The organism is Pseudomonas sp. 10S5 (genome assembly GCF_035019745.1).
Taxonomy (GTDB): Bacteria; Pseudomonadota; Gammaproteobacteria; order Pseudomonadales; family Pseudomonadaceae; genus Aquipseudomonas.
In genome coordinates, this window is sequence record NZ_JASJVL010000017.1 from 1 (window position 1) to 24,934 (window position 24,934).

The window sequence follows — 24,934 nt, forward strand, 5'->3', positions numbered from 1 at the left end:
TTTGTTGTAAGCGCCGCGAATTTTGAACGAGAACACCGGCTGCAAGTCTTCGCGCTTAAGCAGTACCGCATTGCCCAAGCGCTCGGAAAGCTGGCGAGCGGCCTGCAACGGGGTTTCAACGGCTACGTCGTAAACGCGCGAGGTGAGGATTTTTTTGACGTAATGCTTGAGCAGGTCGGGATCGAGGGGCGGTGACATGTCTGACTCCAGATGCGAGCTGTGTGGCTCAGGAGACAGAAGAAAAACCCGCCTCGTGGGCGGGTTGGGTGCGAACGTCGGCTAACCCGCCATGACTGGAATGGCGGTAATAATAATCTTGCCGACGAAATGCTGAGTTGAATTCATGGCCCGAAGGTATTCCGGATACGGTGGGCGAGTCAAGCCAGGATGGGGTTCACCGCAAGATCCTTCGCGAAGACGTCAGATCAGGCGTATTCATTTTTTCGTCACGTTGGCACTTTAAGGTGAAAGCCGTGGTCAGTCATTTCAGCGATTTTAAATTCAATAAAAAGGTGAGCGCGATGGATGAATACCAAGAAGAACTGCTTGAATACCGGGCTTCAGAACTCGACCCAGTAGAACCTGCCGATGACGCTACCGAGCTGTAAGCGTCAACCGGCTTGACGTTGGCTGCGGCGGAACTCTCCGGGTGTTTGCTCGTTCCAGCGTTTGAACGCACGTTGAAACGCCTCGGCGGAGGCAAAGCCCAGCAAATAAGCTATTTCTCCAAAAGCCAGTTCGGTGTCGCGGATATACGTCATCGCCAAGTCGCGACGCGTGTCATTCAAAATAGCTCGAAACTGCGTGCCTTCTTCGGCCAGCTTGCGGCGCAAGGTCCAGGTCGGCAGCTTCAGCCGTGCGGCCACTTCCTCCAGATCCGGTTCTCGTCCTCCGCTCAACAATGGCCCAAGTAATTGAGTGATGCGTTCACGCAAGCTCCGAGTGCGAGTCAATTGCTCTAATTCCTTTTCGCACAACACCAGCAAATGCCGCCACGTGCTGGGGCAATGTTCCGGATTACGCAACGCCAGGCTTGTTTGGCTTAAGCGTAACTGGTTCAGTTCAGCTCCAAAACTCACTGCGTTGTCGCTTAAATAACCGTACGCCTCCACATAAGGTGGCTCCGAAAATTCGATTTCGATTTTTTCAGCCAACAAAGGGTGGCCTGAAAGGGTCGACAGTTGCTGAATCCAACTCGCCAGAATCGAGTCCACGACGAAGCGGTTGTAGGCGTTGTAGGGGCTGATGGAGTAAAAGCGCAACCACGCGCCACCGGCATCCTCATGAAAGCTGGATTGCCCGCGATAGTTGGAGCCATACAATGCTTCAAAGCGAATAAGGCAGCGAGCCGCCTCACGCACGGTGGGCGCTTGGGCGGCGGTAACGCCGGCCAATCCGACTTGGCTGATACGGCTTAATTGACCCATGCGTAAACCCAATCCTGGCTCACCCGTCAGTTGGATCGCAGCATGGCCCAAACGCATGTAACGCGGGATCGACAGTCGCGCGCCTAGCTCAGCCAAGCGCGCAGGGTCCAGGCCGTATTGCTCGAGCAGTGGCTGCGGGTCTTGGCCATAGCATCGCACGGCGTCTGCCAGGCTATGAACAAAGCCGACAGACAAGTCCCCTAAACGCACCCGTAGTGACGTCATTAACCTATAGCCACAGGTTGATCAGGCGAGCGATATGCCCTGGCTGATCGTCGCTGAATTGATCGCCACCGGTCAGGCTATGGCGACTGGCGAAACTATGACCGGAACTGCCTTTATCCCAGAACTGACCACGCATGAAGACACTGAGTCCCGCATGTGCAGTGCTGGCTGGCTCAACCCCAGTTAGCGTTAGTTGGTGCCAAGCGTCACCTTCGCTGATTTCTCCTGGTTTGAGGCTGGTGCTGGCGGGGGTCGATGCGCTGCGAAACCCCCTCCACGGTTTGGACCACAGACCGTTGCCAGCCACAAAAGCAGGTACCGCGATCAGCTCGGCACCTTTGGCGTTCAATTGTGCGTAGTTGTCTGGGTACCAGCTGTCGCTACCCACCAACACTCCAAGTCGTCCGGCAGGTGTGTCAATGACATTTAAATCGGTGTTTGCTGCCGGTTTGATGTAGTCGCGTTCGGTGAAGCTTGGGTATACCTGGCGCTGGGGTTGGCCGATAGGCAAGCCGTCACTGCCAAATACTACGCTGCTGTTGTAAAGCGCACCGGACCCGATATGCAGTTGGCCCTCGCTGATACTGGGGTCTGGCAGCACAATAGAGCCCGCCACCAAGGTCACACCAAACGTTTTAGCCAAGCCACCAAATAGCGTCTGGTAATCCCTCGCCATGGCCTGGGCATTCATCCGCAAATAAGCATCATCGAATCGGTTACGTCCCTTGGCCTGATAAAGCGCGTAAAGGAATCGCAGCGGATTACTCACCGATAGCCAATTCATTGCCTCCTTGACCGTGGTCGATTGATACAGCTGATCCTTTTCGCCGCTGACAAACAGCCAAGTGCCTACATGCTCGGGCAGAATCACGATGGTTTTGCTGTTGATCAGTCCTAGATCGCGGGCTTGCTGAAGATAGGCAGCAAGTTTGCGTCTTAAATGGTCGCGGCTTTGATAGTCACTGGGCGACAGTTCCGTCTGGATACCCAACAAGTTGCCGTGCTCGCGGGGTTGACCTTCATTCACCGTCAGTTGAATGCGCAAATCGGAGAGATAGAGGCCCACCGGGCGCTGCCCGGTCCAGACGGCGTAGCTGATGATCATCGCGATCAGCAGCAGGCCAACGAGAAAATTGAAGGTTTTATGCAAGGGGGACACAAAGAGCAGCCGTGTGCAGAGTTCGCCGACTAGGTTAGGGCGCTTGGTGGCGCTTGCCAACCCTCGCTGTACGATTGGATCAATAAGTTGTCACTTTCAGCCATTGAGTGTGTTCCGTTAGCTCTTTAATGTCAGCGTTATGAACCAGTGAGGTACGCGTGTACAGTTTTCGCACGGTTACGTAAGACCAATAATTGACGGTGGTCTCATTGAGGCTCCCGCATCCCGTGATCCCGCTCGATGGAGTCTCTATGTCCGCCGCCTTGTACCCGCATCTGTTGGCCCCGCTGGACCTCGGCTTTACCACGTTGCGCAACCGCACGTTGATGGGTTCGATGCACACCGGGCTTGAGGAAAAGCCCGGCGGATTTGAACGCATGGCTGCTTATTTTGCCGAACGCGCGCGCGGCGGTGTCGGCCTGATCGTTACCGGCGGTATCGGTCCCAATGACGAGGGCGGGGTATATTCCGGCGCGGCCAAGTTGACCACGGTCGAGGAGGCTGCAAAACACCGCATCGTTACCCAAGCGGTGCATGAAGCGGGCGGCAAGATCTGCATGCAGATTCTCCACGCTGGGCGTTATGCCTACAGCCCGAAACAAGTAGCGCCGAGTGCGATTCAGGCGCCGATCAATCCGTTCAAGCCCAAAGAGCTGGACGAGGAAGGCATTGAGAAACAGATTCAGGATTTCGTCACCTGTTCGACCTTGGCGCAAATCGCCGAATACGACGGTGTCGAAATCATGGGCTCGGAAGGTTATTTCATTAACCAATTTCTTGCCGTCCACACCAACCACCGCACCGACCGTTGGGGTGGAAGTTACGAAAATCGCATGCGCCTACCGGTGGAAATCGTCCGCCGGGTGCGCAAGGCGGTAGGCCCGAATTTCATCATCATTTTTCGCCTGTCGATGCTGGACCTGGTCGCTGGCGGTAGCGTCTGGGAAGAAGTCGTGCAGCTGGCGCAGGCCATCGAGCAAGCGGGCGCCACTATTATCAACACTGGTATTGGCTGGCACGAAGCGCGGATCCCGACTATCGCCACTAAGGTGCCGCGCGCGGCCTTCAGCAAAGTCACGGCCAAATTGCGCGGCTCGGTGAAGATCCCGCTAATCACCACCAACCGTATCAACACCCCGGAAGTCGCTGAGCAGATCCTCAGTGATGGCGACGCTGACATGGTTTCCATGGCGCGACCCTTCTTGGCGGACGCAGATTTCGTCAACAAGGCCGCGGCCGGGCGCAGCGACGAAATCAACACCTGTATCGGCTGCAACCAAGCCTGTTTGGACCACACCTTCGGTGGCAAGCTCACCAGTTGCCTGGTCAATCCACGGGCGTGTCACGAAACGGAACTCAATTACTTGCCGACAAAGCTAATTAAAAAAATCGCGGTGATCGGTGCCGGTCCTGCGGGATTGGCGGCGTCAACGGTGGCTGCAGAGCGCGGGCATCAGGTGACGTTGTTTGATTCGGCCAGCGAAATTGGTGGGCAGTTCAACATTGCCAAGCGTGTACCGGGCAAAGAAGAGTTCTCTGAAACCCTGCGTTATTTTGCGCGCAAGCTGCAAACCACCGGGGTTGAGGTGTGCCTGAACACACGGGTAGCGGTCAGCGATTTAATCGGGGCTGGCTATGACGAAATTATTCTGGCCACAGGTATTGCGCCACGTACACCGGCCATTCCCGGTGTCGAGCATGCCAAAGTGCTTAATTACCTCGACGTGATTCTGGAACGTAAACCCGTCGGCAAAAGCGTCGCGGTGATTGGTGCCGGTGGGATTGGCTTCGACGTCTGCGAATACCTGGTGCATCAAGGCGTCTCCACCAGTCTTGACCGCACGGCATTCTGGAAAGAGTGGGGCATCGACGTTGCTCTGGAAGCCCGAGGTGGCGTGGCCGGTATCAAAGCCGAGCCGCATGCGCCTGCACGTCAGGTGTTCCTGTTGCAGCGCAAGGCCTCCAAAGTCGGCGACGGCTTGGGTAAAACCACCGGCTGGATTCACCGCACCGGCTTGAAGAACAAGCACGTGCAAATGCTCAACGGCGTCGAATACCTGAAAATTGACGACGCTGGCCTGCACATTCGCATCGGTGAAGGCGAGCCGCAGATTTTGCCTGTGGATAACATCGTCATCTGTGCGGGGCAGGACCCGTTGCGTGAACTGTATGACGGGCTCATTGAGGCCGGCCAGAATGTGCACTTGATCGGCGGCGCAGACATTGCCGCTGAACTGGATGCCAAGCGGGCGATCAATCAGGGCTCGCGTTTGGCTGCGGAGCTGTAAGACTCCGCACCAAAATCTGTAGGAGCCAACGTGTTGGCGAGGCGCCGTGTCAGGTTGACCGCGTAAAACCTCTCGCCAACACGTTGGCCCCTACAGATGGCCGCTTTCTGTAAACTCCGCCACTATGTTCCCAGCAATTCCCAACCCGCCCAACGCACCCCTCGAACCCTTGCATCTGCCGTGGCTAAAGCGAGCAGGCATTGAGGTGGCGGTTTTGCGCCTGGACCTCATCGACCCGCTGATCTGCGGCAACAAATGGTTCAAGTTGACCCATCACCTGACCGCCGCTGCACAGGCCGGGGCCGAGGGCGTGATCAGTTTGGGCGGTGCGTATTCGAACCATTTGCACGCCTTGGCCGCTGCAGGCAAACGTTTCGGCTTTCCCACGGTGGGCCTGTTGCGCGGGCATGCGCTGGACTCGCCGACGGTCAACGATTTGATGGCGTTCGGCATGCGCGTGCATTGGTTGGGTTACGCCGGTTATCGCGAGCGCCACGCGCCGGGCTTTTGGTTGCCATGGCAAAAACGCTATCCGCAGTTGCATCCGATTCCAGAAGGCGGCGGTGGCCTGCCCGGTGCCTTGGGTTGTGCGTCATTACTGAATCAGGTACAGGAGCAGATCAGTCAAGTAGGCTGGAGCGACTACCATGGCTGGTGGCTGGCGGCAGGTACCGGCACTACGTTAGCTGGATTAGTATTGGCCGAAAATGGTGCGCATCCGGTTTACGGCGCGCTGGCCGTGCCGGATGACCACGGTGTGGCTGAAAACGTCGTTGCGATGCTTGGACAAGCCAACGCGGGTTATTACCTGCTCGACGCCAGTCGCGGCGGATTTGCCAAAACCGATCCGGCCCTGCTGGACTTCATCGTCGCCAGCGAAGCGGAAAGTGGCCTGCCGTTAGAGCCGCTGTATACCGGCAAAGCGCTGCTGGCGCTGCACGATCAGGTCGCGGCGGGAATGTTTCCCTCTGGCACGCGATTGATCTTCGTGCACACCGGTGGTTTGCAGGGGCGAAGGGCGATGCAGGTTTACGAATGAATCCGAGTTTCTGCGATTTGCACCTCAACAAAATGCTGAATCAACGAAACCTGCGGCTCTTTGCGCGCAGCTCTTTGAGTTTTTTGTTCATGCGTTGAAGCTTCTCACTGGGTTTGGCCCATATCCCGGTCGGATTTATGGATCTCGCCCTATCGGGTGTATAGACGCCATCCTCCGTTTACGAGGGCGGCGGTCATGATGCGTTGGCAAGGCCCGAATAGCGCAGAGTCTGCTGATTCAAACAGGGAATCTGCTACGTCCGTGGAGGCACTCCGCAGCAGCATCTCTTGGCCCGAGGGATGTTCGATGCTGATCAACCAGCGTAAATGTGCCACCAGCTGTACCCATGGCCCCTCACTGATCAATAGATAACCCCAGTGTCGATCAAGGTTTTCCAGGAACTGAGCAAGTATTGGATCGTATTCCCCTTTGATCTGAACCAGACACGGCGACACGTCCTTGAGCGCACCAAAGCGGGTACCGAGGTAAAGTACGTTGACGCAAGGAGAGTCAACCCACTGATACAGACGCTTCAATAGATCCTCGACCTGCACCGCGTCCAGCAGCAAGCCAACAGTTTGATGCCAAGGGATATCGTCAGGCAGCGCAGTTCGTGAGTGTGTGCCGGGGCCGAGTTCATGCGCACAATCCTTCGCGTTTGACGAAAACAGCGACTGTGGCTGGATTCCTTATCTAACGATGTCGGTAGGGTGCGATACGATATGTAGGAATTTTCCGAACAAAAAAAGCCCCGCCGATCAGGGCAGGGCTTAGTCAGCAGAGCGAAACAATCAGATCGTTTCAGCCCACAAGTCGTACTCGTCAGCTTCGGTCACCCGGCACATCACTTTATCGCCCGGCTTAAGGTCTTGGTCGCTGTCGATGTACACGGTGCCGTCGATTTCCGGGGCATCGAAGAAGCAGCGACCGACGGCGCCGCCGTGTTCGTCTACCTCATCAATCAGCACTTCGATTTCGCGGCCGACTTTCATTTGCAGGCGAGCAGCGCTTATTTCTTGCTGATGCGCCATGAAGCGATCCCAGCGATCTTGCTTGATCTCATCCGGGACGTGATCGCCCAGGGCGTTGGCTGACGCGCCTTCAACCGGCGAGTATTGAAAGCAGCCTACGCGGTCGAGTTGCGCTTCGGTCAGCCATTCAAGCAGGTATTGGAAATCTTCCTCGGTTTCGCCCGGGAAGCCGACGATAAAGGTCGAGCGGATGATCAGGTCTGGGCAGATTTCACGCCAGTTTTTGATCCGCGCCAGGGTTTTATCTTCAAAGGCTGGACGCTTCATGGCCTTGAGAATTCTAGGGCTGGCGTGCTGGAACGGGATGTCGAGGTACGGCAGAATTTTTCCCGCGGCCATCAACGGAATCAGTTCGTCCACGTGGGGGTAAGGGTAAACGTAGTGCAGGCGCACCCAAACGCCCAAGGAACTGAGGGCTTCGCACAGCTCCGTCATCCGGGTTTTCACTGGTTGGCCATTCCAGAAACCGGTGCGGTACTTGATGTCGACGCCATAAGCGCTGGTGTCTTGAGAAATGACCAACAGCTCTTTTACGCCGGACTTGACCAGGCGCTGAGCTTCGTCCAACACATCGCCCACCGGGCGGCTGACCAGTTTGCCGCGCATGGACGGGATGATGCAGAAGCTGCAACTGTGGTTGCAGCCTTCGGAAATCTTCAGGTAGGCGTAGTGGCGCGGCGTCAGTTTGATGCCTTGCGGCGGCACCAGATCAATCAGCGGGTTGTGATTGAGGTTAGGCGGCGCGGCGTCGTGAACGGCCATGACCACTTGTTCGTATTGTTGCGGCCCGGTGACGGACAGCACGCTTGGGTGGACCAAACGAATCGCGCTTTCTTCGACGCCCATGCAGCCAGTCACGATCACTTTGCCGTTTTCAGCCAGGGCTTCGCCGATGACTTCCAGAGATTCTGCTTTGGCTGTGTCGATAAACCCGCAGGTGTTGACCACCACCACGTCGGCGTCTTGGTAGGTGGCGACGATTTCGTAGCCTTCCATGCGCAACTGGGTAAGGATACGCTCGGAATCGACCAGAGCCTTCGGGCAACCCAGAGAAACGAAGCCAACCTTGGGGGCGGACGGCGTGGTGACGGTGGACATGGCGAACCTCGGCATTTGGGATGACGCCGGGCAAACGGCCGGGCGTCGACGGGCGCTTGGTGCGCCTCTGATCAAAAAGTGCGCAATTCTAGCGGTGAGACTGAAGATTGACCAGCTTTATGCAGAGAATTACGACGAGTGCTGCGCTATGCTTCGCGGCGTTGCGTCCAATCATGGCGATGGCGTTAATCAGTGTTTGTAAAAACGGAGCTTGCTTAAGCACATCACTGTGTTTTAGGGGCCCAGGTCTTGGTGGTAGGAGTGGTTAATGGGTCAGGCAATTAGTCAGGTAGAGGCGGAGCATCATCCGGCAAAGCCGTTGAGTTTGTTGATTGCAGCCGTCGGGGTGGTCTACGGCGATATCGGCACCAGCCCGTTGTATACCCTTCAGCAGGTATTTACTGGGGGGTATGGGGTTCAAGTCGACCATGTGGGTGTGCTTGGTATTCTGGCGCTGATCTTCTGGTCGCTGATTTGGGTGGTTTCGCTTAAGTACGTGTTGTTCATTCTGCGTGCTGACAACCAGGGTGAAGGCGGAATCATGGCGTTGACCGCGCTGGCGCGTAGGGCGTCGTCTTCGTATCCAAAGTTGCGCAGTACTTTAGTGGTCTTCGGCTTGTTCGGTGCTGCGCTTTTCTACGGCGACAGCATGATTACCCCGGCCATCTCGGTACTGTCTGCTGTGGAAGGCCTGGAACTTGCGTTCAAAGGCGTCGAGCATTGGGTTGTGCCGCTGTCGCTGGTTGTGCTGGTTGGACTATTTTTAATTCAGCGGCACGGTACGGCGCGGATCGGAATTTTGTTCGGTCCGGTGATGGTTATTTGGTTCCTGGTCTTGGCAGCGTTGGGTGTCTACGGAATCATGCAGAACCCCGAAGTGCTCAAAGCGCTTAACCCAATTTGGGCGGTGCGGTTCTTTGTGGCTCATCCGGGCATTGGCGTCACCATTCTGGGCGCAGTCGTTCTGTCACTGACGGGCGCTGAAGCACTGTATGCCGACATGGGGCACTTCGGTCGCAAGCCTATCGCCCGCGCATGGTTTGCATTGGTGTTGCCAGCGCTGGTGTTGAATTACTTTGGCCAAGGTGCGCTGTTGTTGGACAATCCCGAAGCCGCACGTAACCCGTTCTATCTGTTGGCGCCGAGCTGGGCGTTAATTCCGCTGGTTTTTTTATCGACATTGGCCACCGTAATTGCTTCGCAGGCAGTGATTTCGGGGGCTTTTTCCATGACGCTGCAGGCGATTCAACTCGGTTATATTCCCCGGATGCACGTTCAGCACACGTCCAGTTCCTCCCAAGGACAGATTTATATTGGTGCGGTGAACTGGTCACTGATGATCGGCGTGATTTTGCTGGTGCTCGGTTTTGAGTCCTCCACAGCGTTAGCCTCTGCCTACGGTGTTGCGGTGACTGGGACAATGTTGATCACCACGATTTTGGTCGCGGCAGTCGTTCTATTGTTGTGGAAATGGCCACCGCTGTTGGCGATACCGGTTTTGCTCTGTTTTCTGCTAGTCGATGGGCTGTTTTTTGCCGCAAACGTGCCAAAAATCGTACAAGGTGGCGCGTTCCCGGTATTGGCTGGGATTGTATTGTTCATCCTGATGACTACGTGGAAGCGTGGTAAGCAGTTGCTAGTCGAGCGGTTGGAGGAGGGTGGCCTGCCTCTGCCCATCTTTATCAGCAGTATTCGCGTACAGCCGCCCCATAGGGTGCAAGGAACGGCAGTGTTCCTGACTGCCCGTCCCGATGCTGTACCGCATGCCCTGTTGCATAACCTGTTGCACAACCAAGTACTTCACGAGCAAGTGGTTCTGCTGACGGTAGTCTATGAGGACTCCCCGCGAGTGCCGGCGAGCCGCCGATTTGAAGTTGAGGCCTACGGCGAAGGCTTTTACCGTGTGGTATTGCACTTTGGGTTCATCGATGAGCCGGACGTGCCAGCGGCGCTTAAGTTATGCCACCTGGCCGAGCTGGATTTCGCCCCGATGCGCACAACCTACTTCCTCAGCCGCGAGACGATCATTGCCTCCAAGTTGGATGGCATGGCCCGCTGGCGTGAGGCGCTGTTCGCCTTCATGCTGAAGAACGCCAACGGTAACCTTCGCTTCTTCAACCTGCCGTTTAACCGAGTGATTGAACTGGGTACCCAAGTCGAGATGTAGGGCCTTCGGCAGCTGCGAGCTTCAGGCGGTAAGCCCCAAGTTAGAAGCGGCAGGATTCATACTTGCCGCTTGAAGCTTGAAGCTGCTTTTAAGCCTTCGGCCCTTTCCCTTGCCGCTTATCGATAGCATTAGTCATGCGTTTGGCTAGCGCAGGGTAGTTCTCATCGAAGTGGTGGCCGCCTGGTAGCATGAGTTTTTCGCCCACGGCTGTTGTTTCAGTGCAGCCACTTTCAGCCGTTTCTTCAGCGCCATACACGCATAGCACTTTCTCAGGTGGCAGTTTGGCCATCTCCGGACCGGTAGGCGCTTCTTTACCTGCTGTACCCAACCAGCCTTGTACCTGAATCTCAAAGCTGCCACTGCGCGCAAAAGCCAACAATACGATGGAGTCGACACGCTTTTGCTCATCCGGCGCCAATCGGTTGTAAATTGCGGGCAGTACATCGGCACCGAACGAGTAGCCCATTAGTACGAAGCGCTTAGTGCCCCATTTCTGGCGGTAGTGATCCATCAATTCGGCTAAATCCAGGGCGGTTTGCTCCGGCGTTTTGTGCTCCCAGTAATAGCGCAGTGTATCTATGCCTACTACGGGGTAGCCCATTTTGGCCATTTCTCCTGCCACGTCTCGGTCGAGGTCACGCCAACCTCCATCGCCTGAGAGGAAAAGTGTCACCGTGTCGGTCGTAGCTCCTGCCGGAACCTCGACTACAGGGATCTTCAAACCGCCGTTCTGATCATCCAAGACCAATTGTCGGCGCAGTTGGCTGTTGAATAGTTGCGGCAGGTGCACATCGTAATCGCTGATGCTGTTTTCAGCGTTGGGCTGATCACGCACCAAAGTTGCGGCCGCGTCATCCGGTCCATCGTTCCATGCAACGAACCAGTGACCGTGCGCCGCACTTTTTGGCACGTTGTCTACACATGCAGGCGGGTCAAGGCTAAAACCTACAGATACGGCTTTTGCATTGTCATCGTTTTGCCCTGCCAGCCAACGCCAGGCTAAGGTCGCGCCCGGTCCGACTCCCCCTACCAGCGTCGCCGGACCGTCTAGCTTCGTCAAAGCGGCAGCTAGCGTCTTTTCCTGCAGTGCGCAATTGTCCTTGGGCAGCGTGACTTGAACGACCTGTGCGGTGCCGTCAAGGCTCAGCGCCAGCAGCTGTTTATCGGTCAGCCCTTCATCGGCCAAAACAGCCAGACCTACCAACGCTTTGGGCTGGGTGCCGGGGGAAACACGGGTCAGCGCCGAACCATCTTCAAGGGTCAGATGTTCCAGAACCGGCTGAGGAGCAGGGCGGTTCCACAGCCAAAAGCCAAGTACCAGTGCGAGAACAATCAGGGCTGCAAGCAAAAAGCGCCAGTAGCGTTGAATCATTAGCGTTTCACCAATCCAGTCAGGCCGCCTGCAATCAGGGCGGCGGTGTCAGCCAATGCCACGAGCGGATCAAGTCCGGCGGGTACGGCCATATAGCGAGGTTCCCAGTCAGGCTGGAATTTATCTTTGAAGCGGCGCAGACCTTGGAAATTGTACAGTTGTTCGCCACGGCGAAAGACCATCGACCCAAGCCGCTGGGTTAGAGGAGCGCCACGACGAGGTTGCAAGCCCGATAGTGGCACCATGCCCAGGCTGAAGCGACCATAACCCTGTTCTTTGTAATGCAAAATCAAGCCGACCATCATGAACTCCATGGTTAGCTTTGGTGCGTCTGGGTGTGCGCGCATCAAATCCAGGCTGGCCAGTTCGTGCCTTGAGGTTTCCAACAGATTAGCGAATGCTACTGGCTTGCCTTCGAAATGGATAATCGCAATGCGGAAATGTTGTAAATAAGCTGCACTGAAGCGTCCTAGAGAGAAGCCTTTTTCCCGAACATTCTTACCGGTCAGCCATGCGTCGGAGATCACCTTCAGCTCCTCCAGGGGTGCCTGGCCGACCTCATAAATCTTCAGCGACAAACCGTCACGGCCACCTCGGTTCCAGGTATAACGCAGGTCTTTCATCTCTTTGCCCTTTGACTCGATGTCAAAACGCTGCAAGTCGACGCGGGCCTCCTCACCCAACTTGATCGCGGTCAGGCCGATATCCATATAGAAGGGCAGATTCTCTGCGCGTACCTGATAAAACACTGGGCGGGCATGGTGCAGATCGCACAAATCGCGAAATTGCCAGATTAGTTCTGCGCGTTGTTGCGTAGGGCCAATAGGGTCGTACAGCGCCACCAGGCTTCGACCACGACGGGCGTACATCATAAATGCCTTACCGCTAGGGTGAAGAAGTAACGCCTTATCGCCGGTCATTACAAGCCCGCCGTCCGGCTGGTCGGAAGCATTCACGATTTGTGCAGCCTTGGCCAGTTCCTCTACGCCGGGTAACGTAATCACGGGACGTGCGGTTCGCAGTAGCCAGGTCAACGAGACGACGACTAACAATACCGCGCTGCCCAGCGCAGATCGCAAGGCGCGCGGTGCATCCGAGTTAAGCGTGAATTGCCACCACAGCTCCTGACTGTAAGGCACGTCTTGGTAGGCAAACAGCAGTAACCAGATTGACGCTGCGAGCACGCATACGCTTGCCACTAGATAAAGCGGTGAGAACGGAAGTTCTAGCAGTCGGCTTTGGCGATAGAACGAGCGACGGAAGATTGCCAGCAGCACGGCTGTGGAGACCAGTAGACTCGCCTCCTCCCAATCGAACCCTTTAAGCAATGACAGCAGAGCACCGGCCACCAGCAGCACAGTGGTGAGCATCCACGCCGCAGAAAGGCGCCGACGTAAACCTTGGGCCAACAATAGGCACAACACGCCAATCAGGCTGGCACCGAAGTGGGAGGCGTCAATTAAACGATGCGGAATCAAGAAGCCCAGGTGGCGCAAGCGTGAGTCAATTTCTGGCGTGGCACCCGAAAACAGCAGAACCACACCAGACAGAAAAACCAATAGGGCCAGGATGGGTGCAGCCAGACCCGACGCGACGCGCATTGCTTGACGGGTAGGCAGCAAGCGTTGTGCTTCGGTGTACAGCAATGCCAGACATGCCAGCAGCAGAGGCAACACCACGTAGATCAGGCGATAGAGTAACAAGGCTGCAGCCAGCGGTGCAGAGCCCAACTGGTCGGCAAAAGCGGCCAGTAGAATCGCTTCGAACACGCCTACGCCACCTGGAACATGGCTAAGTACGCCAGCCGCTAAAGCCAATAGATAAACCAGCACAAACGCGCCAAATGGAGGAGCGTCGGGCAGCAGCAAATAAAGCACTGTCGCGGCGGCAGCAACGTCCAGCGCAGTGATAACCAGCTGCATCAAGGTCAGGCGCAGACCCGGCAGGCGGAGCGTCCGGCGTCCGGCACGAACCAGTAAGTTATGGGGGATCGGTTGCTCTGGCAGGCGACGGCGATAAATACCGACTGCCAGTAACGCGCTGAGTAACAGGATACTGATCGCGACTACCGCCAGCAGCGTCACGGACAGGTGCAAGGCAGCCGATGCAGCTGGCAAATTGCTCAGCGTTGCCAGCGCTGCCAGCGGCGGCAGTGCGCAGCCCAATGAAAGGCTCGCAAACAAAGTCATACGTGCGACTTCTGTCGCACCTAACCCATGGCGCGCATAAAGCCGATAACGGACAGAGCCCCCTGAAAGCAATGACAGGCCAACGGCGTTGCCGATTGCGAATGCGGTGAAACCGCCAAGGATCAGGGTTTTCGTGGGCAGTTGTATGTTGGCGTATCGGCTAGCCGACCACTCATAGCCCAGCAGCACAGTAAATCCGACAACGGCCGCAGCAAAAGCACCGGCAAGCGCAACCTTGGGCACGCTCAGCAAGGAATCGTGCAGTGCATACAGGTCGAGCTCGCTCAGCAAGTGGCGGCAGGCGATAAGTGCGATGGTGAACAATAACAACGTCACCGCCAGCCCCAATGGCTGGCGATATTTGCTCATCAGCTCCAGCCAGCCTAGGCGCGCGGGCGCGATTGGATGGGGGGGCGTGACAGTTTCATTGGTTTCTTCGGACGAGGCGCGCATCAATCACTCCTTGGATCGTGCGCGACAGGATGGAGGTATACAGCCAAGTTACCAATCCCTACGCAAAAAATACTTTCGAAATATTAGCGCGTCATAGTTTAACGAGCGAATGTAGCGGATTCGTTTCAGTCGACACTTTAACCGATGGTAGACGCCTATCCTTGGAATCGACACTCTGACAAGCTTTTTGGGCTGCTGTTCCTGAGACTTTCCGGCAGACACAAAAAAGGCCACTCTTTCGAGCAGCCTTTTTCGATGTTTGGTTGCGGGAGCCGGATTTGAACCGACGACCTTCGGGTTATGAGCCCGACGAGCTACCAGACTGCTCCATCCCGCGTCTGTGTGGCGGCATTCTACAGCCCAATTGCAGGGTGTCAATCAATAATGCTAAACAAATGATAAATAAATGAAAACGAGCTGACTGGACGGTTAAATTGGCTGCTTGGCAATCGTAAAAAACCGTCGGCTTTATATTCTTTCAGTTGGAACCGAGTCGCGTATCGGGATCGCTTCGTATTTCATTGCGAACAGGTTCACTCCCACTTTATGGACTCCATCCAATTCCAGTTAGTCATTAGCTCAATGGCGTATGTATTGCTTGACGGGGAGGCTGCCAAATCGCAGATACAAAAAAGGCCACTCTTTCGAGCAGCCTTTTTCGATGTTTGGTTGCGGGAGCCGGATTTGAACCGACGACCTTCGGGTTATGAGCCCGACGAGCTACCAGACTGCTCCATCCCGCGTCTGTGTGTCGGCATTCTACAGTGGAACGATTGAGTGTCAATGGTTAATTTTAGAAAACTGCTTTTCCTTCAATTGCTTAGCTCGGATGTCTATGTTCGAGAGCAGGCTTTGAGTCTTGCTACTAAGCTGTGTCAGATAATTCATGGCCCATTGCAGCACTCTGACAGGTCGCTCGTAGCATCGTGGATGCCAGCGTCCTCTCTGGGTGAGATACTGCCCGGCCCACAGCCTGCAAACCGCATCCCATGACGCAGCGCAAAATTATTCACGTCGACTGTGACTGCTTTTATGCCGCCATTGAAATGCGTGACGACCCCCGTTTAGGCAATAAACCTTTAGCGGTCGGCGGGTCAGCGGATCAGCGAGGAGTCATTGCGACGTGTAACTACGAAGCGCGTGCTTATGGGGTTCGTTCGGCGATGTCGTCTCGGCATGCGTTGAAGTTGTGTCCCGACTTGACCATCGTCAAGCCCCGAATGGAAGCTTATAAAGAAGCATCTCGCGAGATCCACATGATTTTTCGCGATTACACGGATCTGATTGAGCCCTTGTCGTTGGACGAAGCGTTTCTTGATGTATCAGAAAGTGGTTTGTTTGCAGGCAGCGCCACTCGTATCGCTCAAGAAATTCGCCGTCGAGTCTCTAACCAGCTACACATCACAGTGTCGGCGGGCGTAGCCCCCAATAAATTTCTGGCGAAAATTGCCAGTGACTGGAAAAAGCCCAACGGATTATTTGTGATTACGCCGGACCAGGTAGAAGATTTTGTCGCCATCTTGCCGGTCACTAAGCTGCATGGGGTGGGCAAAGTAACTGCGGACAAAATGGGCCGATTGGGAATCGTAAGTTGCAACGATCTGCGCGATTGGAACAAATTGGCATTAGTGCGCGAATTTGGCGCATTTGGTGAACGGTTGTGGAATCTAGCGCGGGGTATCGATGAGCGACCTGTTCAAAACGACAGTCGGCGCCAGTCCGTCAGCGTAGAAAATACCTACGACACGGATTTGCCCGATCTGAAAAGTTGTCTGGAGAAACTTCCAGGCCTACTCGATACCCTGGCGGGGCGAATTGCGCGAATCGGTGAGGGCTACCGGGCCGGCAAGCCCTTCGTCAAAGTAAAATTTTACGACTTTACCCAGACCACCTTGGAGCAGTCCGGGGCAGGGCGTGATCTTGTGAGTTTTGAGCAATTGCTAACACAGGCCTTTGCTCGAGGTGCCAAGCCGGTGCGTTTGCTTGGTATCGGAGTGCGTTTGCAGGACTTGCGGGGGGCTCACGAGCAGTTGGAGCTGTTTGCCGTTTAATCGTCTGCCTGTGGGTCTGCAACCAAACGGCCTGCGTCTCGAGTTAGCGATCTGAGGAATTGCTTTTGCAGCTCTGGGTCGTTGTGGGTCAATTCAATGAGGTTTTGTTCCAGCTCGCTGGCCTGTTCTTCTAGACCTAATTCTGAAAGCCGTTTAACCCTATGAACCCATTGACTGACGCCGTCTTCTTCAAGGTCGTCGTAAATTAGAGCGTGAGCTTCGAACAGTTTGCCCCGCAGCGAGCTGCTGATCGGTAAGGTCGCATCGGCTCGGACGCTGTCGCGCTCATCTTCGACGTTGATTTGTAAGCGAGCGAGGCGAGTAAGGTCTTGCTCGGCAAACGGAGCACTCAGCAGATTCAAGCGCAATCCTCCGTTGCGATCAGTCGCCAACCTAAAGGTTTGCGCGCTGGCCATAATTTCGACCGGACGTTCATTCCATGGAAGGCTCGTGTGTTCGATGCGTTTATTGCGCCGAGTTTCATCGATATTGGCGAGATTTTGTTGCGCTCGTCCATAGGACTGCACGTTCATGAACGGATTGACTCCAGCTACACCGAAATCGATCCAGTCTTTGGTCACCGTGCCGGGCAAGTGGCCGAACATGAATACATTGAGAATATTAGCTCCCGTGCCTGCGACCAAGGCCAGGGCGCCCAGCGGAATCTCATACAGTTCACGCCAGGGCTGGTACGGCGTGTAGCGATCATAATTGCGGGTGACTTCGAACTCAGTGACTTCGAACGTCTTTTGTTCAGTGATCCGAATACGGCGTTGTGGTAACTCCAGCAACTTGGGTTCGCCGATGTCGACATGCAGAGTGTGCTCAAGCAATTTTCGCTCAACGCGCTCTTCGTGTTCGCTACGTTGAGACAAATGATTGGCGCAACCGCTAATGACCAGAGTGCCGCAGAGTGCGGCGCAGCGTAGGCTTAAAGTGCTTCGCTTGAGCATGTGATCTCTTGATGCATAAAGGCGAGTCTTGATTCGTCATGCTAATAGCCGAGACGCGCACGTTGTGGACGTGCGCGTCGTCAGCGCTTATCGGCGGATACGAGCTTGAAGAAAGGACAGTGCATCAGCGACAGGCAGTGCTTGAGGTTCGGCTTCGGTACGACCCTTGTATTCAAGATTGCCTTCCGCTAAACCACGGTCGCTGACGACAATGCGGTGCGGAATGCCGATCAGTTCCATATCGGCAAATTTGTTGCCCGGACTGGTTTTTTTATCCCGATCGTCCAGCAACACTTCAAAGCCAGCGGCGGTCAGTTCGGCATACAGCGTGTCTGTAGCTTCTCGAACAGCCTCGGTTTCATAGCGCAATGGCACCAAGGCAATCTGGAAAGGTGCCAAGGCATCATTCCAGATGATCCCGTTTTCATCGTTGTTCTGTTCGATGGCAGCAGCCACCACGCGAGAAACACCGATGCCGTAACAGCCCATAGTCAACGTGACAGGCTTTCCGTTTTCACCGAGCACTTGGCACTTCAGGGCTTCGCTGTATTTCGTCCCGAGCTGGAAGATGTGCCCGACTTCGATGCCGCGTTTGATTTCCAACGTGCCGTTGCCGTCAGGGCTTGGATCGCCGGCCACGACGTTACGCAGGTCGGCTACCGCTGGAACAGGTAAGTCGCGTTCCCAGTTGACTCCGAAATAGTGTTTATCGTCGATATTGGCACCGATGCCGAAGTCGCTCATCAGTTCGACAGAGCGGTCAATGACACAGGGCAATGGCAGATTCAATGGGCCAAGTGAACCCGCGCCCGCGCCAATGGCGTCGCGCAGCTCGGACTCAGAGGCCATGACCAGAGGGCTGGCGACTTGGGGCAGATTGGCGGCTTTAATTTCGTTGAGTTCGTGATCGCCACGAATGATCAGTGCAATCAGCTTGCCTTCTTCTGCCGCATGCACCACCAGGGTCTTGATGGTTTTTTCGATGGGCAGATTGAAGCCCTCGACCAACTGCGCAATGGTTTTTGCATGTGGCGTATCGACCAGGCGCATCGCTTCAGTGGGGGCCTGACGCAAGTGTTCGCGAGGAACGGCCTCGGCTTTCTCGATGTTGGCGGCGTAATTGGAGCTGTCACTGAACACGATGTCGTCTTCGCCAGAGTCAGCCAATACATGGAACTCGTGAGAGCCCGCGCCGCCGATGGAGCCGTTATCGGCCTCAACCGGGCGAAAATTCAGGCCCAGTCGGGTGAATACGTTGCAGTACGCCTGATGCATTCGATCATACGTGGCTTGCAATGACGCTTGATCGGCGTGGAAGGAGTACGCATCTTTCATGATGAATTCGCGACCGCGCATTAAGCCGAAACGGGGGCGGATTTCGTCACGAAATTTGGTTTGGATCTGATACATGTTGATAGGCAACTGTTTATAGCTATTCAGCTCGTTACGCGCCAGATCCGTAATGACTTCTTCGTGGGTTGGGCCCGCGCAGAATTCTCGATCATGTCGGTCTTTCATGCGCAGCAGTTCCGGGCCGTATTGCTCCCAGCGGCCAGACTCTTGCCACAATTCGGCGGGTTGAATACCGGGCATCAGTATTTCAAGCGCGCCAGCAGCGTTCATTTCCTCACGAACGACCGCTTCGACCTTGCGTAATACACGCAAGCCCATGGGGAGCCAGGTATAGAGGCCAGAAGCAAGTTTGCGAATCATGCCAGCGCGCAGCATTAGCTGATGGCTGACGACAACTGCGTCGGAAGGCGTTTCTTTCTTTGTGGCGAGCAAATATTGACTGGTGCGCATGGTAGGCCGTTATCGGTTGCTGAGACTAGAAATGACCGAGCATTGTACGGTGGTGATTTGATCGCGTACAGGGCGCGGCGGGGCAGCGAAACCGGAAAAGCGAGGTTTTAAGCCCATAAAAAAACCCGGCATTGCCGGGTTTTTTTCGAAACGAGTTAGCTGACTGCGATTACAAGATCGAGATCGGGTAGTCGACGATCAAGCGGAACTCTTTGGTGTCGCCGTCGATCTGGCCAGCGTCGGCAGTGTGCCAAGCTTGACGGATACGGAACGAGAGGTTTTTAACTGGACCAGTCTGAACAACGTACTTGGCTTCCAGGTTGGTCTCGTGGTGCGACACGTCAGTTGCATTGGCGTTGAAATAACCGCCGTAACCGCCGTTCGGGTTAACTTTGCTGTAGTCGATATCCCAACCGTATACGTAACGAGTCATGAAGCTCAGACCTGGAACGCCATAGGAGGCTAGGTTGATGTCGTAACGCAACTGAGCAGATTTTTCACCCGGGCTGTTAAAGTCGGAGTACTGGATCGAGTTGGCAAGGAAGATCGAGTCGCCACCACGGTTGTTATCGCCAACACCAACGTAGTCAAATGGCGTGTTGCCATTAATCTTCTGGAACGCCAAGGTTACGGTGTGTGCAGTCATGAACGAGTAAGCGGCTTGCAGCGAGAACGAGTTGTTGTCGATGCGGCCAAGTTTGGCGCTGCCGGTATCACGCGTCAGGTAGTAGTTGAAGTCAAACGCTACCGACTGAGTATCAGTGATTGGCAATACGTAGTTTACGTTGGTGTAGTACTGGTTCCAGATATCTTCCAGCTTACCGGCATACAACGAAGCCGAAAGGCTGTCACTGATGGCGTACTTGCCACCTGCGTAGTTTATAGAATTGGCGTGTGCGCCAACTGTGCCGTATTCGGACCACAATTCGCCGTCGCTATTCATCTGGCTTTCGCTGGATGCCGAGGTGAAGTGACCTGCTTCTAAGTCAAGGCCCTTGATCTCGCTGCTCATCAGCGTGATACCAGTCGCGGTTTGCGGCAAAACGCGCGAGCCGCCGATAGCGAACACTGGAGAGGTCGACGGTTGCTGCTGGCCGATTTCCAACAGGGTTTTGGAAACGCGCACTTTCAGTGCTGCGCCCGCTTTACCCATGCTGTTTTGAGTCTTGCCATCGGCGCTGAGAGCTGTGTTGTTTGTACCCGTTGTGCCGTCGCCACCATCAAGCTTGACGCTCAGGTAACCAAACGCGTCAACGCCAAAACCTACAACGCCCTGAGTGAAGCCAGAGCTCAAGTTTGCGCGGAAACCTTGAGTCCAGTCGACGGAGTCATGGCTGCCGTTTTTGTTGTCGCGGTTAAAGTAGTAGTTCCGCAGCAACAGATTCAGCGATGTATCTTCTACAAAACCCTTCGCATCAGCTTGGTCAGTGACGAACGCTGCCGCCGATGCCAATTGAGTCATACCCGCAGTAACTGCTAAGGCGATTGCGCTCCACTTCATCACTTTCATCGTGACTTGCTCCTTTGGTTTTTAATAAGTTACCGCCATCCCACCTGTTTTTTTATCTGGGAGGCTCTTTCTTTTTTGTGTCGGCGCAAACTTATATCACGCTGACCATGTTGGCGATAGTTGCAAATCTATCCTTTCGTTATCTTTACGGCGATGTCGCAAATGTAGGTTGTACATGTCGCAAATACACAGATTCCCGCTAACAAGCTCCGCAACTACAACAGCGATTTTTGAACGCTTAAGCATAGGTACAAACAATCTATGAACAGCCATTCGACACACTCCTGCAGCCAGCGTTTCCGTTACTTGCCGTATCCAAGGCTTCGCTTTAAGTCGGCACCTCTTCAAACTCTTATGTGTGACATAGCAACAACCGTGCACAAAGTTCCTAAGCATTCACTTTTTTTTCACATTTGGTCAATCCACTAATAAATATATTTTCTAAGTTGTTGTTTTTAAACAGTATTATTTATTTTTTCTGTGATATGAAAATTTCACAAAGCCGCCATGATTTTGAAAAAAAGACGTTGAAACGTTACCTAAGTGACGTTTGAACTGGGTAAAACGCGGATGGGGTAGCACTGCTCCACTTCGGATGTGAGTCGTTTTGGTGCGTAGTCCGGTGGTTGTGCTTGATGTTGGGCTATGGTCATGGGGACAGCCGGATCAATGATGGGCTAACAGTTTTCCGTACAGCGAAAACGACCGGTTCGCTTTCAGGTGGTCGCTTGCGTAGGGATTGCACCGTTCTCAGAAGCGTATCGCGCAGTGTCCTGGAGAGTAAAAATTGATCTATATCGGTGCAGCCGTATCGCTAACGTGCAGTGCTGGTGCGTGAAGGGCTCACCCCACCTCGGTGGCTTGTCAGATTGCCAGTGATCAATGAACTATACGCGAGTATCCTGCTCGGCATTGTTCAGTGTTGCCTTGCTTCAAAAAGTCGGGCTCAAAACTAACCGATTGATCAGGAGTCCTGCGGTGTTCGTCTTAGATCCGCGTCTTGCGCAAGATACAGTGGCCATCGGAGACTTTCCGTTGTGCCGTTTATTATTATCCAACGATTCAAATTACCCATGGTTCATTCTTGTACCGCGTCGGTCGGGTATCAGCGAATTATTTCAGTTGGCGGCATCTGATCAATTACAGCTGTGGCAAGAAGCGACGTTGCTGGCACAGTTACTCAATGACGCTTTCAGTGCCGACAAACTCAACGTGGCCACACTGGGTAATGTCGTCAGTCAACTCCACGTGCATGTTATCGTGCGCCTTCGCAGTGACCCGGCTTGGCCTGCCCCTGTTTGGGGTAAGCACCCAGCGCAACCTTATAGTCGTGAAGAACTCGCGGCTGTTCGGCATCGGCTGCAGAGTGTGTTGACGACTGATTTTCGTTTTGAAGAGGAGCGGGTATGAGTCTTGAGCAACGTATCAATGAGCTGGAAAGTCGTCAGGCTTTTCAGGACGATACGATCCAGTCTCTAAATGATGTGCTGGTCAGCCAGCAACGGGTGGTCGAGCGCCTGCAATTACAGATGGCTGCATTGCTCAAGCGTCAGGAAGAAATGGGCAGCCAGTTCGATACGTTCGAGGAAGAAGCTCCCCCTCCGCATTATTGACGCACTTGCTCGGTGCGATAAAAAACCCGCTCTCTCTCGAGATAAGCGGGTTTTTGTGTTTCTGTTGATACGTTAAAAGTTTTAGCGGCGGGGTAAAGCTGCGATTACATCTTCAGCCTGCAGGCCTTTGTCGCGGTTCATTACCGAGAATTCCACACGCTGACCTTCTACCAGAACGCGGTGGCCCTCGCCTCGGATGGCACGGAAGTGCACAAAAATGTCGTCGCCAGAGTCTCGGGAGATAAAACCGAATCCCTTGGATGTGTTAAACCACTTGACTGTTCCGGTATCTCGGTTGGTCATGTCATGGCTCAGCGCAGACGGCGAGGGGGACGATTGGTAGAAGCTGACGGCCAGATGCAGCACGACGCCAATGAAAACGCTGAGCAGACTTACTGTGATTGCCGGTTGCCCAGCAATAGTCTGCAGCGGAACGAGCAAGGTCAAGGTTTGGAGGATGACGGCGAGCACCAGTAGCGCGCTGACCAAATTTTGTAGCTGATGACGTGGGCCCCGGTTCCAATAAGGAATTACTGGAGCCAGCACCAGGTTGAGCAGACCGAAAAGCGCCAGATAAAGAGCATCGGGTTGCAGGAGGTACGAAGACAGCGCTTCGCTACGCAGGCTTGGGATAAAGGAAAGCAGCAGGGCCGCTGCTCCCGTTAGCAGATGGACAATTTTCAACATTTTAATAACTCACATTGAGACGGATCACGAGGAAATAGCTGATTACGCTCGGTACGCTTCTAAATAAAAGGAGGCGTGCTGCACGAGCGATGGGGTCAGCCTATGCGCTACATCAAAACGGCAGGTCAGTAGCGACACGCGTGTATTTAACAGCAAAGCTGTGGGCTACTCAAATCAAGCGCTAGGCGCAGGCTCAGTGCTGTTCTATAGATCCATAAATGTAAGACGGCAGTTGGTCACCAGTGCCCGCCCTAGAGCGGCAGTTCGCTTTAGCGTCCGTTGAGCGCCAAGGCGAAAACGTCAGTTCAAAAATGACAAGCGCTTTCGTCGTTTGGCCGACTTCGCTGGCGGTGTAAGCGGCATGACGACGTTTTGGAGGTGGGCGATAGTCTAATCGGTGGCTGCGTTGCCTGGGTTCTCTTGGTAGAGTGGTGCTGCATGTGTCACGTTACACCATCATATAAAGGGGAAAAGCATGGCAATCGATATCGGTATAAGCGAAGAAGATCGCAAAGAAATTGTAGACGGTCTTGCTCGTCTACTGGCAGATACGTATGTGCTTTATATGAAGACTCACAACTTCCACTGGAACGTGAGTGGTCCAATGTTCCGTACCTTACATTTAATGTTCGAAGAACAATACAATGAACTTGCTCTGGCGGTAGATCTTGTTGCTGAGCGAATCCGGGCACTGGGCTTTCCCGCACCCGGTACTTATGCGGCCTACGCGCGCCTTACTTCTATTAAAGAAGAAGAGGGAGTGCCAAGTGCTGAAGACATGATCAAGCAATTGGTTCAAGGACAAGAAGCCATTTCACGTACCGCTCGCAGTATCTTTCCCTTGGTCGACAAGGTGAGCGATGAGCCGACTGCCGATCTCTTGACCCAACGTATGCAGGTTCATGAAAAAACCGCATGGATGCTTCGTTCGTTACTTGAAACAAAGTAATAAACAATTCGCGAGTGACACCCTGATGTCACTCGCCACCTTTGGCGCTCTGACTGTGTTCGCTTCGTCTTCAACTGCCCTCAACCACCTTCAGCCTGAGGGTCTGCAGCTTTTGTCACTAATGGCGGCACCTCGTTGCACGAACCGGCAGCCCCTCCGTATCGCAGCCGTCAAAATATAACTATTGATGACATCGACCTTAATGATTTGAGTTAACGATTATCGACTTTCTATAATCCTCTTAGAAATGTCGCACTGTCCTACACATCTGAAATGCATCTTCGACTGGCTAGAAATCGTTCGTTGGCTTTACATGCAAGTGGATTTTGCATTTGTTTGTGCTCAAGGGAATTGTTTGCTAACTACAGGGGAGAGTCGAAAATGGTTCAGCGCAGCGGGTTTCACAATAAAGATTTCAGTCGTTACGGGAAGATACAAGATGATCCCTTTGTTGAAGATTTTAATATGAATCTAGCACGGCCTCATTCCAAGTCCGTTCGCTTGAATGGACTAGCAACGTGTTTGCGCCTAGAGGAGGTGTATTGGAATATTCTAGCTAACATTGCCCGTGCCAATAGTTGCTCAGTTAATGCGGTACTCTCGTATGTCGATCGAGAAGTGCATCTGCGCCATGGTGGAGTAAAAAATTTTAGCGGCCTGATTCGAGTGGTCTGCGTGGCCTACCTGTTGAAGGCCGAATCGATGTCCATGTCACCAGCCTGAGGGCAGGGCTATGGTCTGGGGAGCAGTTATGTCGTGGCGATCAGGTTGGGCGGGCTGCGCAGTGTCAATTTACCCTATATAATCCCCCGCCTTACTATGGGGCGCAGGCCGTCGGGTTGAACTGCACGCCAGGGTTCTTGCAGTATTGAGCGAAAGCTAAGGGCGAGAGCTCCACCGAATTCCGAATTCCGAGAAGT

20 protein-coding genes and 2 tRNA genes are annotated in these 24,934 nt (G+C 54.4%); 9 read left to right on the plus strand and 13 right to left on the minus strand.

The genetic code is table 11. The features are described 5' to 3' along the window. Nucleotides 1–174: pyridoxal-phosphate dependent enzyme (locus QN378_RS17795; RefSeq protein WP_323570709.1), on the minus strand; the 174-nt coding region annotated here is incomplete at its 3' end. Between the two features lie 161 nt (nucleotides 175–335). On the opposite strand from QN378_RS17795, the gene QN378_RS17800 reads away from it, so the two are divergent. Then, entirely contained in the window at nucleotides 336–608 is a 273-nt protein-coding gene (locus tag QN378_RS17800; RefSeq protein WP_322204849.1) for a hypothetical protein, read from the plus strand. A 3-nt stretch (nucleotides 609–611) separates the two neighbouring features. Here the strand turns inward: QN378_RS17800 and QN378_RS17805 are convergent, their stop codons facing one another. Together QN378_RS17805 and QN378_RS17810 are read right to left on the minus strand one after the other, a co-directional pair. Continuing rightward, on the minus strand, nucleotides 612–1,652 hold the full coding sequence (locus QN378_RS17805; RefSeq protein WP_322204848.1) for an AraC family transcriptional regulator: 1,041 nt from the start codon (nucleotides 1,650–1,652) through the stop codon (nucleotides 612–614). A gap of 4 nt (nucleotides 1,653–1,656) precedes the next feature. Further along, nucleotides 1,657–2,802 (minus strand): carbon-nitrogen hydrolase family protein, encoded by a 1,146-nt coding sequence (locus QN378_RS17810; RefSeq protein ID WP_407074078.1) that lies wholly within the window; start codon nucleotides 2,800–2,802, stop codon nucleotides 1,657–1,659. Nucleotides 2,803–3,062: 260 nt separating this feature from the next. Here QN378_RS17810 and QN378_RS17815 point away from each other — a divergent pair, with 260 nt between their 5' ends. Continuing rightward, entirely contained in the window at nucleotides 3,063–5,099 is a 2,037-nt protein-coding gene (locus QN378_RS17815; RefSeq protein ID WP_322204847.1) for an NADPH-dependent 2,4-dienoyl-CoA reductase, read from the plus strand. 124 nt (nucleotides 5,100–5,223) lie between these two features. Continuing rightward, entirely contained in the window at nucleotides 5,224–6,138 is a 915-nt protein-coding gene (locus QN378_RS17820) for a 1-aminocyclopropane-1-carboxylate deaminase/D-cysteine desulfhydrase (protein WP_322204846.1), read from the plus strand. Between the two features lie 149 nt (nucleotides 6,139–6,287). Here QN378_RS17820 and QN378_RS17825 read toward each other — a convergent pair whose 3' ends face one another. Both QN378_RS17825 and rimO read right to left on the minus strand, forming a co-directional pair. Continuing rightward, on the minus strand, nucleotides 6,288–6,707 hold the full coding sequence (locus tag QN378_RS17825; RefSeq protein WP_323547331.1) for a DUF4123 domain-containing protein: 420 nt from the start codon (nucleotides 6,705–6,707) through the stop codon (nucleotides 6,288–6,290). 222 nt (nucleotides 6,708–6,929) lie between these two features. Beyond that, nucleotides 6,930–8,267, minus strand: coding sequence for a 30S ribosomal protein S12 methylthiotransferase RimO (gene rimO / locus QN378_RS17830; protein WP_322204844.1), 1,338 nt, complete (start codon nucleotides 8,265–8,267; stop codon nucleotides 6,930–6,932). Between the two features lie 268 nt (nucleotides 8,268–8,535). On the opposite strand from rimO, the gene QN378_RS17835 reads away from it, so the two are divergent. Further along, nucleotides 8,536–10,434: a potassium transporter Kup gene (locus QN378_RS17835; protein ID WP_322204843.1), complete on the plus strand. Its 1,899-nt coding sequence runs from the start codon at nucleotides 8,536–8,538 to the stop codon at nucleotides 10,432–10,434. A gap of 88 nt (nucleotides 10,435–10,522) precedes the next feature. On the opposite strand, the gene QN378_RS17840 is transcribed toward QN378_RS17835, so the two are convergent. From QN378_RS17840 to QN378_RS17855, 4 genes are all read right to left on the minus strand, one after another. Next, nucleotides 10,523–11,806 (minus strand): virulence factor family protein, encoded by a 1,284-nt coding sequence (locus tag QN378_RS17840; RefSeq protein ID WP_322204842.1) that lies wholly within the window; start codon nucleotides 11,804–11,806, stop codon nucleotides 10,523–10,525. Then, nucleotides 11,806–14,364 carry a bifunctional lysylphosphatidylglycerol flippase/synthetase MprF gene (gene mprF, locus QN378_RS17845; RefSeq protein WP_407074079.1) on the minus strand — a complete coding sequence of 853 codons (2,559 nt, stop codon included), beginning with the start codon at nucleotides 14,362–14,364 and terminating at the stop codon, nucleotides 11,806–11,808. The genes QN378_RS17840 and mprF overlap by 1 nt, the downstream gene beginning before the upstream one ends. Nucleotides 14,365–14,708: 344 nt before the next feature. Continuing rightward, nucleotides 14,709–14,785: transfer RNA gene (locus QN378_RS17850), tRNA-Met, on the minus strand. 329 nt (nucleotides 14,786–15,114) lie between these two features. Next, a tRNA-Met gene (locus tag QN378_RS17855) sits at nucleotides 15,115–15,191 on the minus strand. A gap of 246 nt (nucleotides 15,192–15,437) precedes the next feature. Here QN378_RS17855 and dinB point away from each other — a divergent pair. Further along, a complete protein-coding gene (gene dinB, locus QN378_RS17860; protein WP_323547329.1) occupies nucleotides 15,438–16,499 on the plus strand; it encodes a DNA polymerase IV in 1,062 nt (353 codons plus the stop codon). Here the strand turns inward: dinB and QN378_RS17865 are convergent. The 3 genes from QN378_RS17865 to QN378_RS17875 form a co-directional block, all read right to left on the minus strand. Next, nucleotides 16,496–17,452: a hypothetical protein gene (locus QN378_RS17865; RefSeq protein WP_323547327.1), complete on the minus strand. Its 957-nt coding sequence runs from the start codon at nucleotides 17,450–17,452 to the stop codon at nucleotides 16,496–16,498. The genes dinB and QN378_RS17865 overlap by 4 nt on opposite strands. 87 nt (nucleotides 17,453–17,539) lie before the next feature. Further along, nucleotides 17,540–19,255 (minus strand): proline--tRNA ligase, encoded by a 1,716-nt coding sequence (locus tag QN378_RS17870; RefSeq protein WP_322204838.1) that lies wholly within the window; start codon nucleotides 19,253–19,255, stop codon nucleotides 17,540–17,542. A gap of 169 nt (nucleotides 19,256–19,424) precedes the next feature. After that, nucleotides 19,425–20,765: an OprD family porin gene (locus QN378_RS17875; RefSeq protein WP_323547325.1), complete on the minus strand. Its 1,341-nt coding sequence runs from the start codon at nucleotides 20,763–20,765 to the stop codon at nucleotides 19,425–19,427. Between the two features lie 978 nt (nucleotides 20,766–21,743). Between QN378_RS17875 and QN378_RS17880 the strand changes: the two genes are divergently transcribed. Continuing rightward, a complete protein-coding gene (locus tag QN378_RS17880) occupies nucleotides 21,744–22,175 on the plus strand; it encodes an HIT domain-containing protein (protein ID WP_322204836.1) in 432 nt (143 codons plus the stop codon). Further along, nucleotides 22,172–22,378 (plus strand): SlyX family protein, encoded by a 207-nt coding sequence (locus QN378_RS17885; RefSeq protein ID WP_322204835.1) that lies wholly within the window; start codon nucleotides 22,172–22,174, stop codon nucleotides 22,376–22,378. Before QN378_RS17880 ends, QN378_RS17885 begins: the two co-directional genes overlap by 4 nt. An 81-nt stretch (nucleotides 22,379–22,459) precedes the next feature. Here the strand turns inward: QN378_RS17885 and QN378_RS17890 are convergent, their stop codons facing one another. Further along, on the minus strand, nucleotides 22,460–23,065 hold the full coding sequence (locus tag QN378_RS17890; protein WP_322204834.1) for a cold-shock protein: 606 nt from the start codon (nucleotides 23,063–23,065) through the stop codon (nucleotides 22,460–22,462). A gap of 475 nt (nucleotides 23,066–23,540) precedes the next feature. Here QN378_RS17890 and QN378_RS17895 point away from each other — a divergent pair, with 475 nt between their 5' ends. Beyond that, nucleotides 23,541–24,014, plus strand: a complete 474-nt coding sequence (locus QN378_RS17895) for a Dps family protein (RefSeq protein WP_322204833.1) — start codon at nucleotides 23,541–23,543, stop codon at nucleotides 24,012–24,014. A 381-nt stretch (nucleotides 24,015–24,395) separates the two neighbouring features. After that, on the plus strand, nucleotides 24,396–24,737 hold the full coding sequence (locus tag QN378_RS17900) for a ribbon-helix-helix domain-containing protein (RefSeq protein WP_322204832.1): 342 nt from the start codon (nucleotides 24,396–24,398) through the stop codon (nucleotides 24,735–24,737). Nucleotides 24,738–24,934: the final 197 nt, after the last annotated feature.